Origin of the sequence: Candidatus Rhabdochlamydia oedothoracis (genome assembly GCF_019453995.1) — a bacterium.
GTDB classification, from domain to species: Bacteria; Chlamydiota; Chlamydiia; order Chlamydiales; family Rhabdochlamydiaceae; genus Rhabdochlamydia; species Rhabdochlamydia oedothoracis.
On the sequence record NZ_CP075587.1, the window covers coordinates 193,180 to 207,556 of the forward strand.

Below are 14,377 nucleotides of genomic sequence, written 5' to 3' on the forward strand. Positions count from 1 at the left end.
GATAAAATATTCCCGAAGTGGCATGACAGATTGGCTCATACAGCACGGATTTGCTTATAAACGTCCTAAAAAGATTCCTGGGAAATTAGATCCTGAAAAACAACGAATTTTCATAGAACAATATAGGGCTTTAAAGGAGACCTTAAACCCTGATGAAGAGATCTATTTCATAGATGCTGTGCATGTGGATGGATCAAAAAAGGCGTTCAAAAGACTTTGTAGACATCCGGGAAACAATTGCGATTGCATTTTGCTGCAGCTCTTTGCCTGACAGGAATGAAGATTTTTACAGAGGAATATAAAACAGTTGATGCCGATGCAATGCTCGATTTTTTCAAGAAGCTAGAAAAACAGACAGAGGCTCGAATTATTCATGTAATTTTGGATAATGCGAGATCAAACAAAAATAAGAAACTAGAAGAGTTTCTGATGTCTTCTAGGATTAAAGTGCACTATCTCCCTCCTTATTCACCGAATTTGAATCCTATTGAACGCTAAATAACAGATATTTTGAAATGTAGGATTAACGACAAGTTTCAAGTCGTTGACTTGAACCCCATTAAGCTAGCCGTTTGAATCGGCACTAGTATATAGTGGTTCCGATTCAATCGTATAGAAAAATATTTTGTTTTGTGTTAAGCTATTGAGTATGAAAAAACTGATCCCTAGCCAGAGAGCTGACTTAGAACACAAGTTAAAGCATCCAAAAGACTATTCTGAACGGAATAGGCTTTGTGTAATTTTGGGCTATGATGAGGGTATCTCAACAAAAAATCTTGCTAAAACACTCCGGATAAGCCCTATCACTGTTCAGAAATACCTCAGAGAATATGATTCCGAAAATAAAACTGGAAGTAGCCCTCGAGGCGGTAGCAAATCAAAACTTTCACAAGACCAAAAAGAGTCTCTACTAAAACACCTACAGGAAAAGACCTATCTTAAAGTCAAAGGGATCATAGCTTATGTGCATGAGCAATATGGGATAAAATATTCCCGAAGTGGCATGACAGATTGGCTCATACAGCACGGATTTGTTTATAAACGTCCTAAAAAGATTCCTGGGAAATTAGATCCTGAAAAACAACGAATTTTCATAGAACAATATAGGGCTTTAAAGGAGACCTTAAACCCTGATGAAGAGATCTATTTCATAGATGCTGTGCATCCTGAACATCAGTCCCAAGCCGTATGTGGATGGATCAAAAAAGGCGTTCAAAAGACTTTGCAGACATCCGGGAAACAATTGCGATTGCATTTTGCTGGAGCTCTTTGCCTGACAGGAATGAAGATTTTTACAGAGGAATATAAGACAGTTGATGCCGATGCAATGCTCGATTTTTTCAAGAAGCTAGAAAAACAGACAGAGGCTCGAATTATTCATGTAATTTTGGATAATGCAAGATCAAACAAAAATAAGAAACTAGAAGAGTTTCTGATGTCTTCTAGGATTAAAGTGCACTATCTCCCTCCTTATTCGCCGAATTTGAATCCTATTGAACGCTTGTGGAAGATCTTAAAGGAAAAGAAGGTATACAATCGATATTACGAAACGTCGGTGACTTTTTTTCAGGCAATTAGAGGATTCTTCTTAGAAGAGATACCGAAAATAACAGATATTTTGAAATGTAGGATAAACGACAAGTTTCAAGTCGTTGACTTAAATCCCATTAAGCTAGCCGTTTGAATCGGCACTAGTATATATGAAAACTTAAAAAATGTTTTTCAAGAGGCTATGGGAGAACAATTTTCTATTTCCCAGGCTAAAAATCATGAGAAATCAGATATAGTAGAAAATTACTTACAACATTCACTAAATTTATCCTCAAAAAATGTAAAAAATGCATTTTTTGAATTTATGACAAGATATCGAAGTGAAATTAGGGATACTTTTGTTACATTTACATTTACCCTCTTATCTGTAGATCCTATATATGCAGAATTAAAAGGCGATTCTCGAAAAGAGAGTAAAGAATTCGAAAAAAATAATCCTCCTCCTATTCCTTGGGCAACACATCCTTCTGGGAGGGCTATTTCTAATCCTCTTTATAAGCTGGCTTCTCAACGAGTAACTAAAGAAAAAAGTCTACTGAAAAAAATCATGGGATTTTTCCATAAATGCTTTGCAAGAAAATCTTGTCCGATCCCTCAAGCCCGCTATACTCTACATGCTTTTGATAGTGGTTTTGAATGCGATGCAGAAAGTGAAAATTTTACAAGACCTTTAAATGTTTCTCGCAATAAGGATCCTATTTATACAGAAATAAAAAATAGCAAAAAAAGAAATCCTCAGAGCCTGTTTAAAATCTTTTCAAAAGTAGAGCAATAAAAGCGAGAACCACCATACTCAGGCTTGTATGTAGTTTTCTTTCGCAATTTTTCCATAGCCTGCGACATTTTTCTATCCACGCAAAAGAACGCTCTACAACCCATCTTTTGGGAATAACTGTAAAAGTATGAAGTGCATTTCTTTTGGCTATTTCTAATATACATCCTAATATTTCCTGCACACTCTTTGCAAATCTTTCTCCAGAATATCCTCCATCTGCTAAAACACTTTTTACAACGAACAAATGGTTTTTATGTAGTGAAAATGCTTCTATATGCCTTACTGAAAAGATTTTAAACAGGCTCTCAGAAGATTCTGGGTATGAGACTATATCGTCTCCAAGAGCTTCTATAAGAAGCACTTTTTCAGACTCTGGTTATGAAATACCGCGCCAAGCTGAGCCTGTTGTTTATACTAGTTTGATTTCAAATTAAGAATTGCATAAATGGGTTTTTTTGAAAAAGTTGCTCTATCTTGCAAGAAGAGGTTGTTCTTTTTATAAAAATGTTTATATATTAAAACTCTTAATTTGAAATCAAACTAGTATATCTGGAAGTACTCGCCTAAAGTAAAAGAATAAAGCTAATTTTTCCCATAAGTCTTGACGGCAAACAAAGAAGATTATTACTCTTTAAGTAAAGCTCTTTTTTAAAGGAACCCTTATGGCTAAGTGCCTTTTTATTTTTATGATGATGCTTTTCCTGTGTCCTTCGTGCTATTCAAAAAAAAGTATCGTTGTAGTAGATGATTTTGAAAGCTTAAGTGGCAAGCACACCTCTGCTTGGAAGTATATTAAAACTAAAGAAGATTTTGAATATTTACATCTTTTTTCCCATATCTACGAGCAACGTAGACATCTATTAAAAGATCCCGGTGTTTCTTATCGTATTCCTAAGATCATTCATTTTATCTGGCTCGGTCCAAAGCCATTTCCATTAGCTTCAGTGGAAAATGTACGTATGTGGATAGCAAAGCATCCAGATTGGGAGATAAATTTTTGGACAGATCGTAATAGGCCATCTCCTTGTCCTGGAATGAAACAACGTTTGATAAATAGCCTCTCTTTTATACAACTTCGCGACTATTTTGTCATTTCTGATAACTTTGGAGAGCAATCCGATCTATTGCGTTATGAGATTTTATTTCAAGAAGGAGGGGTTTATGTAGATCACGATGTGAAATGTTTCAAAGAATTTGATTTGCTAAATCGAGCTTATGATTTTTATTGCGGTATCGATATGCCTTACACAAGCAGTCTGCCTTCTTGTATTTGTACTACGAATAGTTTAATAGGAGCAAAACCTAATCATCCTATCTTAAAGCAATGTATGGATTTATTGTCTAGCAGTTGGGATACAATTCAAGAGGAATATCACGGAAGTGACCGGGATTCTACGTTAAATCGTGTTTTGCACCGTACGTTTTGGTTATTTGGAGAGGCTGTAAAGAATAAAAATAATCAAGGAGAAAATCAAGATATTGTCTTTCCAGCTTATTATTTTGATGCGCCAAGAGATGAGTTAGCAATTTTTGCTCGACATCAATATGCAGGAAGTTGGCATGAAACAGAATCTATATTTGAAAAAATGGTTCGTAAAAAGCTAGTTGCGATTTGCAAAAAGTTGAATCAAATGTATCTTTGTTTTGCAGCTCTAGGAGTATTAAATATTATAGGCTTTGTAGGACTTTTTCTCTTTATGCGCAGGTCGTTAAGAACGTGATTAATGATGAAAAGTTGATGGAATGCCATTTTCATGGTTTTATTCCTGGTCCTCAAGAGGAGGTCTTTCTTTTTCTTAAAAGAACCGAATTAGCTAAATGTCAAAAAACTTTTTATCAAGCACTAGATTTTGTACAATCTTTATTTGATATTTATCCAAGTTGGGTAAGAATTGAGCTTACCGATCGGTTATACCTTTGGGAAGCTGCTGCTACCTATATAGAAGAGAATCAGGGTATTTTTACTCCTGTTGTGCAAATAAAAAAAAAAGGTGTTCCTTTTTGGTGTGCTCAAGAAGAGATTCTAGCACATGAACTTGTTCATGCTACGCGAATTGCTTTTAAGGAGAATCTTTTTGAAGAGGTGTTAGCGTATAAAACCTCGCGTAACTGGCTTAGGCGTTATTTTGGCCCTATTTTTTTTCATCCAAAGGAAGTTGTACTATTTCTCTTTTTGTTAGTTGGAATTTGGTGTTATCAATTAAGTTGTTTATTTTTTTTTGATGATTTACCCAGTCTAACTTTATGGATTCCTTTGATCCTAACAGGACTATTGATAATAAGAGTTATTATTGTGCAAACCATTTTCTCTTTATGTCTTAAAAAAATCCGTAGGCTTCTAAAGCAGCCCGATAAAGCACTTGGCTTTGCTTTAAGGCTTAGCGATAAAGAGATCATCGCTTTTGCTTTTAAATCTCTTGATAAAATGCGAAAATATATAGGAAAAATACAAGAAAAAAACTTACGCTGGCATATGTTAGCTCTAATATACATGCCATAATTGCACACAAAGAAGGGGTTGCTCCTTAAACGGAGTAGGTTAAACTCTCCAATATAAACGAGATTTTTTCAAATCTCAAAACCGCTCATTAAAGAGCAAAAAAATGAGGAGCAACCTATGAAGCATTATATTGGATTAGATGTATCAATGAAAAGAACTTTTATCTGTGTATTAAATGAACAAGGTAAGATTGTCCATGAAGGTTCAGAAAAAACAGATCCTGATTTACTAGCAGATGATTTTTCCAAAAGAGATTTTCAAGAAATCGTTGTTGGCTTTGAAAGTGGATGTTTATCTCATTACCTAGTCACAGGATTTAGAAAAAGAGCTATAGATCCCCTATGTATGGATGCAAGGAAGCTGAGTACGATTCTTGCTTTGAAAATAAATAAGACAGACAAAAATGATGCACGAGGAATCGCAGAAGCCCTTCGATCAGGTATGTATACACGAGTACACTGTAAGCCCCAAGATTCAGTAGAAAAAAGTATTTTGTTAGTTTCCAGAAGAGCGCTAATTAAACAGCAAACGCAGTTAAAAAATACTGTAAGGGGCTTGCTTAAAAGTTACGGAATACGATTGGGATCTGTGGGATCCAAAAGATTTTCGTCTGTGGTTGTAAAGCAGATAGAAAAACAGGAAAAAAGTATTGTTCTGAGCATAACCTCTCTATTAAATACCTTTGATAAGGTAGTTGAGGAAGTAGAAAAACTGGATAAAGAAATGCTTAAGCTGGTCAGTCAAGATAAAGAAGTACAACGGCTTATGACAATCCCTGGCGTAGGACCTGTAACAGCATTAACCTATAAAACAGAAATTTTTGATCCCACTCGTTTTAACGATTCTAAATCAGTAGGAGCCTATCTTGGTATGACGCCTAAACAGTATGCCTCCGGAGAGGTGCAAAGACAGGGAAGAATTTCAAAATGTGGATCCAGTGAACTTAGATCTCTATTAGTTGAAGCCGGAATAGTAATGCTGACACGAAGTAAGAAATGGAGCAAGCTAAAAGCTTGGGGATTAAAAATCATGAGAAAAAAAGGAATGAAGAAAGCCGCCTTAGCAGTAGGTAGAAAGTTATCCGTAATTATGCATAAGATGCTGATTGAACAAAAAGAATTTATTTACGGTGAGCCAAAGGCAGCTTAAAAACGCATTTTTTTAGAAATAAAAACATTAGGAAAAGTGACTAAAATTTTTTGCAGGAGAAAACCGAAGAAATAGGTAAAGACGACAAATGAGTTGGCTCTTAGAGCCTGTTTAAAATCTTCTCATTAAGGTATAATGATAGTTTTCATAAAACCTTTGGAGGTAATTATGACCCGCTCTTATCCAAGCGATATCTCTCGTAAACAATTTAGCAAAATCCATCTAATACTTGAGTCTACACGCAAAAAAACACGTCCACGAAGAGTTGATCTATATGATATTTTTTGTGGAATTTTGTACATTTTAAAAAGTGGTTGCCAGTGGCGTATGTTACCCATAGAATATCCTAAATGGGAATTGTGTTATTATTATTTCCATCTTTGGAATAAAAAAGAGGATAAAAATTCTAAGAGTATTCTTGAAATAGTTTTAAAAAAAATTGGTTGGCGAGGCCAGAAAAAGCAGTGGTCGGAAAGAGAAAACAAGCTTTGTAATTATTGATGCGCAAAGTGTTAAAAATACTGATACAGCGGAGAAGAAAGGATATGATGCAGGGAAAAAAATATCAGGAATAAAAAGACATATAGCAGTCGATAGCCAAGGGCTTCCTCATGCGATTCACATTACCACCGCTAATATCACTGACAGAAATGGGTGTATAGAAGCATTTTCACTACATAAAAACCATTTATTCGGTGTAAAAAATGTTTTAGCAGATGGAGGATATTCTGGAGAAAAATTTGCAAAGAGTGTGCAGGAGATATTAGGATGTATAGTAGAAATAGCCAAAAGAAATACACTTCATACTTTTACAGTTATTTCCAAAAGATGGGTTGTAGAGCGTTCTTTTGCGTGGATAGAAAAATGTCGCAGGCTATGGAAAAATTGCGAAAGAAAACTATATACAAGCCTGAATATGGTGGTTCTTGCTTTTATTGCTCTACTTTTGAAAAGATTTTAAACAGGCTCTTAGAAGCCGTAATATACATTGTCTTGCCCATTTCATTTCGGATAGCATAATGGAGCGAAGAATCTAAAATAGTTTTCTTCAAAAAGACTCCGCAGAGAACCCTGAACTTATCTCCCGCATTAAACTTTGCTGTCCTAAGATCTTAAAAAACGCCTTTTATTTTGCAAGCAAAATATCGGCTCGGAGAGCTTATGAAGAATTAAGAGAATTTATATTCCCCTTGTGTGCAATTAGAGAACCCAATTTATTAATCAGCTGGAAGTAATTTTGCATATTTTGCAACTAAAGAGCGTAGCATTTTAGATTGAGGAAAGAACACATCATATGTCATACCAAGAGATGTATTATATTGTTTTTGGATAATTCCTAAACCAAAGTCCTTGTGAAATACTCTATCTCCTTCCTGGAAATTGTTCTTCTCTACTTGTTGGTGGGTGTAGGTCTCTACGGGTTTTTTGGGAGGTATTTGAATAAATACCGAGGGAATCTCACTTAAGAAGCGGCTAGGCTGCATTATCTTAGTCATCCCCCAGAGATGGCGTTGACGAGCTGCTGTCAGGAATAAAAGATCTTTAGCACGTGTCATTCCTACATAGCATAGTCTACGCTCTTCTTCTAAAGAATCAGAATGACCAAGGGCATTAGTATGGGGAAGTAATTCTTCTTCTAGCCCCACTATAAATACACAAGAGAATTCAAGACCTTTACCATTATGTAAGGTCATAAGACGAATACGATCATTCTCTTCTGGCTTCTCTGGAGCGGATTTGAGAATTAACTCTTCTAAGAACTGAGCTAAAGAAGCTTCTTTATTTTCTTCTTCCCATTCTGTTGCTTTGGTAATTAACTCTTCTATATTTCTTCTTCGATCTTGGTAGCTATCTGGATCTTCACGCAGGTAGTCGAGATAGTGGGATTGATGAATAATTTGTTCAATAAGCAAAGAGAGTTTTGTCTTTTGCAGAACACTTTTTTGCAGTGAGAGAATGAGATTGGTGTATTCTTTTAATCCCTGCAGTTGTTTGTTAGAGAGTTTGCATGGGATTTTTTTATTAAGAATACTTTGAATACATGTTAAAATATCGATTTTATAGTTTTCTACCAATTCTCGTAATTTTTGAAGAGTTGTATCCCCTAACCCTCGTTTTGGTAGATTAATTGTACGTGAGAAAGCGATAAAATCTGTGCCAGCTAAAGTCATACGCAACCAAGCTAATAGATCTTTGATTTCTCTTCGTTGATAAAAGGAGAGTCCTCCAACGATTACATAAGGAATATTTTCTTTTAATAGATAGTCTTCAAATAGACGAGATTGAGAGTGCGTACGAAAGAAGATGGCGCACTCATTTAAACGCATTTTTTGGTCTATGTGTAGTTTATGAATCTGTGAAATGACAAAACGAGCTTCTTCATATTCGGTATCAGCAAGATATTGGGTGATTTTTTCTCCTTCTGTTCTCTTGCTCCATAGGTTTTTAGGGTATCTGCCTTCATTATGTTGAATTAGAGAATTTGCTGCTTTTAAAATGAGAGAATGACTGCGATAGTTTTCTTCTAAAGCGATGACTTTAGCCCCTGGAAAATCTTTTTCAAAATTTAGGATATTGTGTACATTAGCACCCCTCCAGGAATAAATGGATTGATCGGGATCTCCAACTGCAAAAACGTTATTATGACGAGCGGCTAGTAGGCGAATTAACATGTATTGCGCCATATTAGTATCTTGATATTCATCAATTAAAATGAAGGACCAGCATTTTTGGTATATATCTAGAACTTGGCTGTTAGATTTAAGCAGACCCACGGTTAGATATAGCAGATCATCAAAGTCAAGAGCATTATACTCTTTGAGCTTCTGTTGATATATCCCGTATATTTGACAAAGAGGTCTTTCATCAAGAGGAATATTTTCTGGTTGGGTCAATGCGTTTTTTGCTTGAGAAATCTGTGTTTTTAACTTTTTAAGAGTTGCTTTATCTTCTTTTAGCCCAAGCGTTTTTAAACATTCTCTGATTACCCTTTCGCTATCTTCTTGATCATAAATGGTAAAGTCACTGCGGTAATTTAAGTGAGTGATCGATTCGCGCAAAATACGTGCGCACAAGCTATGAAAGGTACAAGATAGTATGCTTTCCTGGGTTAGATGAAAAATTCTTTGGCGCATTTCATCAGCTGCTTTATTGGTAAAGGTCACAGCTAAGATTTCAGAGGAGGGGACGCCTATTTTAAGCAAATGGGCAATACGATAGGTCACTACTCTACTTTTACCGGAACCCGCCCCAGCTAATACAAGTAAGGGTCCTTCAATATGAGTTGTTGCAACACGTTGCTGAGAATTGAGTTGTTCTAGAAAATCCATACCACCGAAGCTCAAATTTTTGAATCGATGATAAGAAATTACTGCTTTTAAACCCAAGTAATCTGATAAATACTTGGGTTCAAAGGCAAATTAAAACATGTTTTAGAAAGGATAGCCGACATGCTTGGTTTACATGTCTCTTAGTGCATTTCTATCGCGACGGTTTATCGTATTGCTGCGATCCCTGTAATTACTATCATCTCTCATCGTATTGTCATCACAGCACTTTGGCGTTCTTTTGCAGTATGTTTTTGGCTTACAACATTTTGGTTTTTCGGATTGCATAAATCTTGTAGAATCACAGCATCCATCTGTAGTGCAAGCTGGTTCTCTTTTAGGCACGCAGCATCCATCTGTAGTGCAAGCTGGTTGTCTTGTGGGTTCACAAGGTTTGCAGCAAGGTTTAGGGCACTTGGGTTTGCAGCGCTTAGGCTTAGGGCAACATTTAGGTTTGCAGCACTTAGGCTTAGGGCACTTAGGTTTGCAGCACTTAGGCTTAGGAGCGCAACAGCCGTCTGCATTATTTAATTCATCATCTGCTCTTTTTCTTCCCCAACGTCTACTATTATTATCGTATCGGTCATCCCCATTATGGACAACATCTCTCTGTATCATGTCTACTTGCAGTTGCTTAGCGTTACGTGCTCCAACGAGATCACTTGTGTCAGTAAACTCCTTAGAACTATCTTGTGATATATATCCTTCTTTTTCAAACTCATTGTTCTGAGCAGGAGAGTGATCTCGAGCCATACTAAATGTTGTTTGTAACAAAGCCAATCCAATGGCTAATAAATACTTCTTCATTTTCCCCCCCTTTAATCCACATGGGTAATGTTGTTTCTCTATTTCTGGACATTAATAAAAAAATGTTTTTTTTAAAAACATTTTTTGTTGTTCGAGAGATTTATTTAAATTATCTATATAAGATATGTTTAGTTGGAATGTCTTTTTAAAGTTCACATATACAGTGTTTTAAAAATAAATAATGGATGATATTTTAGTGTCTGTGATAAAAAGAATATACTATGTTTAATTTTACGTTTTTTTTCTTAGCAATTTGGAGTTTTTGCCTTTCTGTAACAGGGTTAGAGCTGAAACTAGGGGTCGATTGTTTATTTGAAGCGAACAATATTGTTAAATTACGGAATAAAAAACTAGGACTTATTACTAATCAAACAGGAGTCAACAGCAACCTTTCTTCTACCATCGAGTTATTTTTAAATCATGATACTCAGCTCATTGCTTTATTTGCGCCAGAGCATGGCTTATATGGTTTAGAACAAGCGGGTGTTAAAGTAGAACCGCAAAGTATTCATGGTTTGCCCGTATATAGTTTATACGGAGCCACTAGACGAGCTACTTCGAGCATGTTGCAAGGGATTGATCTACTAATTTTTGATATACAAGATATTGGATGCCGGTCTTATACTTACCTTACGACTCTTTGTTATATCTTAGAAGAGGCGGCTAAACATAAAATTTCAGTGATGGTATTAGATCGTCCTAACCCTATGGGAGGCTTGATTGTAGATGGGCCTATGTTAGAGAATAAATGGCGATCTTACATCGGATATATCAATGTTCCTTATTGTCATGGAATGACAATCGGAGAGCTAGCTTGTTATTTTAATCAAGAGTATCGCATTGGATGTGATTTAGAAGTAATCCGCATGAAGGGATGGCAAAGATCGATGTTCTTTAAAGATACGAAGTTATGTTGGATTCCTACAAGCCCTAATATTCCCGAGGCAGAAACCCCTTTATTTTATGCTTCCACTGGGATTTTAGGAGAGTTAGGAATCGCAAATATCGGTATAGGAAGCACTCTCCCTTTTAAAGTTGTAGGGGCTCCTTGGATCAATGCAAGGCAGTTTGCTAAAAAGCTAAATGCGCAGAAATTACCCGGAGTTATTTTTCATCCCTGTTATTACCGCCCTCTTACAGGGCTTTATCAATCAGAGAATTGCGAAGGGGTTTTATTATTTATTCTCGATCATAAGATCTATAAGCCGCTTAGCGTACAGTATATGATCATAGGTCTTTTAAAAAGCCTTTATCGAGAACAGTTTACAAATAGACTTAAGCAACTAGGGACAGAAAGAAAGAAAAATTTTTGTAAAGCTAATGGAAATGAGCACATGCTTGAGATATTAAGTAACGAAGAGTATATTGCTTGGAAGCTAATTGGTTATCAATTCGAAGATCGTCAAAAGTTTTTAACAAAACGCAGTGCTTATTTGTTGTATTAATTAGCACTTGCAACTTTATTTTGCTAAAAAATGCTCTCTTTGTATTGACAAAAATAGATTGTATTTGTAGGATTTGCTATGCAAAATCAATAAAATGAGGAGTTATTTTATGTCAGCTAATCATATGCAGCCACTTGGAGATAAAGTTCTTATAAAAAGAGCTAATGCTAAAAAATCCCAAAGTGGAATTCTATTACCAGAATCCGTGCAAGAAAAATCCCGAGAAGCAGAGGTTGTTGCAGTGGGCCTTGGTAAATATGATGAACAAGGCAAATTAAGACCCATGCATGTAAAAGTAGGAGATTGTATTCTTTTTTCTTCCTATGCTGGTACCGAAGTAAAAACAGAAGATGAGCAAGCTGAATATCTGATTATATCTCAAGATGATATTCTCGGAGTTCTTGTTTAAATTTTAAGCCTTAAAGGAGATATGCTATATGGCTAAAATGCTGCAATTTAATCAAGAAGCCCTAAAATCTATTTTAGAAGGGATGAAAAAACTAGCTAGAGCAGTAGCTGCAACAATGGGCCCCAAAGGTCGTAATGTTGTTATTAATAAAGGAGGGAAATCACCTCTTTGTACCAAAGATGGAGTAACTGTTGCTCAAGAAATTTTCCTCAAAGATACCTTTGAAAATGTAGGAGCACAACTAGTCAAACAAGCTTCTAGTAAAGCATCAGATGTTGCAGGTGATGGTACAACAACCGCAATTGTTCTTGCCTATGCTATTTATAAAGAAGGAATGAAAAATGTGGGAGCTGGAGCAAATCCAATGCTGCTGAAAAAAGGCATGGATAAAGCGGTTTCTCATCTGTTGGCCGCTTTAGACAAGTTGGCTACCCCTGTTGCAAGCAATGAAGAGATTAAGCAAATTGCGACAGTTTCTGCTAATAATGATGCCGAAATCGGAGAGATTATAGCTGCCGCCATGCAGAAAGTGGGTCAAGATGGCATAATCACCATTGCAGAAGCAAAGGGGATTGATACTCTCTTAAATGTTGTAGAAGGAATGCAGATTGATAAAGGATATCTCTCTCCCTACTTTGTGAATAATGCGGAAAAAATGATCATTGAATATGAAAACCCTTTGATTTTGATAACGGATAAAAAATTATCACAAGCTAAGGAATTAGTTCCTATTCTTGAAAAAGTAAAAGAAATTCAACGACCTTTATTAATTATCGCAGAGGATATGGAAGAAGAGGTGCTCACCACTTTAGTTATCAATAAACTAGGAGAATCTCCGCTACCTGTGTGTGCTATTGGGGCTCCTTCTTTTGGTGATAGGAGGAAAGCTCTTTTAGAAGATATAGCGATTCTTACGGGGGCTACTTTAATTACAGAGAACCTAGGACTTTTTGTAAAGAATGTAGGTCTAGAAGTTCTTGGAACAGCAAAGAGCATTAAAATCTCCAAAGATTCCGCTACGATTATCGATGGTTTTGGCGATAAAAAAACGATTCAAGCTAGAATAGCTTTTTTACGAGCAGAAATTGAAAGAGAGACCTCAGACTATGCAAAACAGCATTTGGAAGAAAGATTGGCTAAATTATCTGGTGGGGTAGCTATTATCAATGTAGGGGCTGGTACTGAAACCGCGCTTAAAGAAAAAAAAGAGCGTGTTGAAGATGCTCTACATGCAACTCGCGCTGCTGTTAAGGAAGGGGTTGTAGCAGGAGGAGGAGTTGCGCTTTTACGAGCTATTAAGACACTAGATTCTCTTATATGTAGCGGCGATGAAGCAGTCGGTGTAGAAATCATCCGTAGGGCTGCATTTGCTCCTACGGCTGCGATTGCTCATAATTGCGGCAAGCAAGGGGATTTGATTGCTGAAAAAGTGTTTGAGCAACATGGTAACTGGGGCTATAATGGCCTTACAGATCAATTTAGCGATTTAGTTTTAGATGGAGTCATCGATCCAGTGCGTGTGACAAAAAGCGCTCTTATACACGCCACTTCTGTTTCCAGCATGTTATTAACAATTAATGCTGTAATTACAGAAAAACCCAAACCCAAATCAAAAGCGGTTCCTTCTATGCCTAATATGGATGGTATGATGGGCGGTGGTATGGGAGGTATGATGGGTGATATGGGAGGTATGGGTTTTTAAGTATATAAATCTTTAGTTTTCTTACCTCATAAAAAAAGGATCTTTATAAGGATCCTTTTTTATATTCATAATTAATTTTTTTGTTTACTTAAAATGTTTAAAAAATTTACCTCCCAACAGTGAATTTAAGTAGATATCTAAATTTGCTCAAAAAACAGGTGGTATATGGATGCTAAAGAGCTGCAGGAGATCGATTTTTTCTTACAAGCAAGCGAGCAATTTATATCCAATCAGCAGAGAAAGAAATTCTGCTTGATGAAGAAGCTCCTATTATGGAAGAAATCATTGACTCGTGGCAGGATCTTTATCAAAGTATAAAACAACTGCAAGATCTATGGGAAAAAAGGTCTTCTTTTCATAGAGATTATAAGATAGATCTTTTAAATCGCATGAAACAAGAATCTTCTTTTGTATATAGTGGTTCCGATTCAATCGCATAGAAAAATATAGGATTAACGACAAGTTTCAAGTCGTTGACTTGAACCCCATTAAGCTAGCCGTTTGAATTGGCACTACTATAATGCATATGCTGAAAAAGCTTGTGGTTCATCTTCTTGTGGTAAAGAGGGGATCCCCACGTACGATGGAGGTAAATCAGTGGCTGTAGGCTCTAGTTCAAATGGGGGGTTTAAATCTACCGCTGTGTATTCCACCGGTAGGTCAACGAGTAACTGCAGCATTTCGTAAAAAGTTTTAGTTCTTATAAAATCGCT

Annotated in this window: 14 protein-coding genes and 1 pseudogene; 12 read left to right on the forward strand and 3 right to left on the reverse strand. The window is 36.2% G+C overall.

Features of this window, described 5'->3' with window-relative positions; translation table 11 throughout:
* Position 1: 1 nt before the first annotated feature.
* From RHABOEDO_RS00965 to RHABOEDO_RS00980, 4 genes are all read left to right on the forward strand, one after another.
* Positions 2–271, forward strand: coding sequence for a helix-turn-helix domain-containing protein (locus RHABOEDO_RS00965; RefSeq protein ID WP_434062187.1), 270 nt, complete (start codon positions 2–4; stop codon positions 269–271).
* A complete protein-coding gene (locus tag RHABOEDO_RS00970) occupies positions 244–498 on the forward strand; it encodes a transposase (RefSeq protein WP_220017542.1) in 255 nt (84 codons plus the stop codon). Before RHABOEDO_RS00965 ends, RHABOEDO_RS00970 begins: the two co-directional genes overlap by 28 nt.
* A 151-nt stretch (positions 499–649) precedes the next feature.
* Positions 650–1,684, forward strand: coding sequence for an IS630 family transposase (locus tag RHABOEDO_RS00975; protein WP_215216421.1), 1,035 nt, complete (start codon positions 650–652; stop codon positions 1,682–1,684).
* 48 nt (positions 1,685–1,732) lie between these two features.
* Entirely contained in the window at positions 1,733–2,326 is a 594-nt protein-coding gene (locus RHABOEDO_RS00980) for a hypothetical protein (RefSeq protein WP_220017663.1), read from the forward strand.
* On the opposite strand, the pseudogene RHABOEDO_RS00985 reads toward RHABOEDO_RS00980, so the two are convergent.
* Positions 2,298–2,570: pseudogene (locus tag RHABOEDO_RS00985) on the reverse strand (transposase); the annotation flags it as partial. The gene RHABOEDO_RS00980 and the pseudogene RHABOEDO_RS00985 overlap by 29 nt on opposite strands.
* A gap of 418 nt (positions 2,571–2,988) precedes the next feature.
* Here RHABOEDO_RS00985 and RHABOEDO_RS00990 point away from each other — a divergent pair.
* From RHABOEDO_RS00990 to RHABOEDO_RS01005, 4 genes are all read left to right on the forward strand, one after another.
* A complete protein-coding gene (locus tag RHABOEDO_RS00990) occupies positions 2,989–4,047 on the forward strand; it encodes a glycosyltransferase family 32 protein (protein ID WP_215216708.1) in 1,059 nt (352 codons plus the stop codon).
* Positions 4,044–4,826, forward strand: coding sequence for a hypothetical protein (locus RHABOEDO_RS00995; protein WP_215216707.1), 783 nt, complete (start codon positions 4,044–4,046; stop codon positions 4,824–4,826). Before RHABOEDO_RS00990 ends, RHABOEDO_RS00995 begins: the two co-directional genes overlap by 4 nt.
* A 117-nt stretch (positions 4,827–4,943) precedes the next feature.
* Positions 4,944–5,975, forward strand: a complete 1,032-nt coding sequence (locus RHABOEDO_RS01000) for an IS110 family RNA-guided transposase (protein ID WP_220017664.1) — start codon at positions 4,944–4,946, stop codon at positions 5,973–5,975.
* 168 nt (positions 5,976–6,143) lie between these two features.
* Positions 6,144–6,936, forward strand: a protein-coding gene (locus RHABOEDO_RS01005; RefSeq protein ID WP_220017853.1) for an IS5 family transposase whose coding sequence is annotated in 2 segments (ribosomal slippage) — positions 6,144–6,407 and positions 6,409–6,936 — 792 coding nt in all. Because the reading frame shifts where the segments join, the coding sequence is not laid out codon by codon here.
* Between the two features lie 256 nt (positions 6,937–7,192).
* On the opposite strand, the gene RHABOEDO_RS01010 is transcribed toward RHABOEDO_RS01005, so the two are convergent.
* Positions 7,193–9,304, reverse strand: a complete 2,112-nt coding sequence (locus RHABOEDO_RS01010; protein WP_215217402.1) for an ATP-dependent helicase — start codon at positions 9,302–9,304, stop codon at positions 7,193–7,195.
* A gap of 1,025 nt (positions 9,305–10,329) precedes the next feature.
* On the opposite strand from RHABOEDO_RS01010, the gene RHABOEDO_RS01015 reads away from it, so the two are divergent.
* The 4 genes from RHABOEDO_RS01015 (at position 10,330) to RHABOEDO_RS01030 (ending at position 14,104) form a co-directional block, all read left to right on the forward strand.
* Complete coding sequence (locus RHABOEDO_RS01015; protein ID WP_215217404.1) at positions 10,330–11,553, forward strand: DUF1343 domain-containing protein; 1,224 nt, start codon at positions 10,330–10,332, stop codon at positions 11,551–11,553.
* Positions 11,554–11,662: 109 nt separating this feature from the next.
* Positions 11,663–11,962 carry a co-chaperone GroES gene (locus RHABOEDO_RS01020; protein WP_215217405.1) on the forward strand — a complete coding sequence of 100 codons (300 nt, stop codon included), beginning with the start codon at positions 11,663–11,665 and terminating at the stop codon, positions 11,960–11,962.
* Positions 11,963–11,990: 28 nt separating this feature from the next.
* Positions 11,991–13,664 (forward strand): chaperonin GroEL, encoded by a 1,674-nt coding sequence (groL, locus tag RHABOEDO_RS01025; RefSeq protein WP_215217406.1) that lies wholly within the window; start codon positions 11,991–11,993, stop codon positions 13,662–13,664.
* 272 nt (positions 13,665–13,936) lie between these two features.
* Entirely contained in the window at positions 13,937–14,104 is a 168-nt protein-coding gene (locus RHABOEDO_RS01030) for a hypothetical protein (RefSeq protein ID WP_215217407.1), read from the forward strand.
* 75 nt (positions 14,105–14,179) lie between these two features.
* Here RHABOEDO_RS01030 and RHABOEDO_RS01035 read toward each other — a convergent pair whose 3' ends face one another.
* Positions 14,180–14,344 (reverse strand): hypothetical protein, encoded by a 165-nt coding sequence (locus tag RHABOEDO_RS01035; RefSeq protein ID WP_215217767.1) that lies wholly within the window; start codon positions 14,342–14,344, stop codon positions 14,180–14,182.
* Positions 14,345–14,377: the final 33 nt, after the last annotated feature.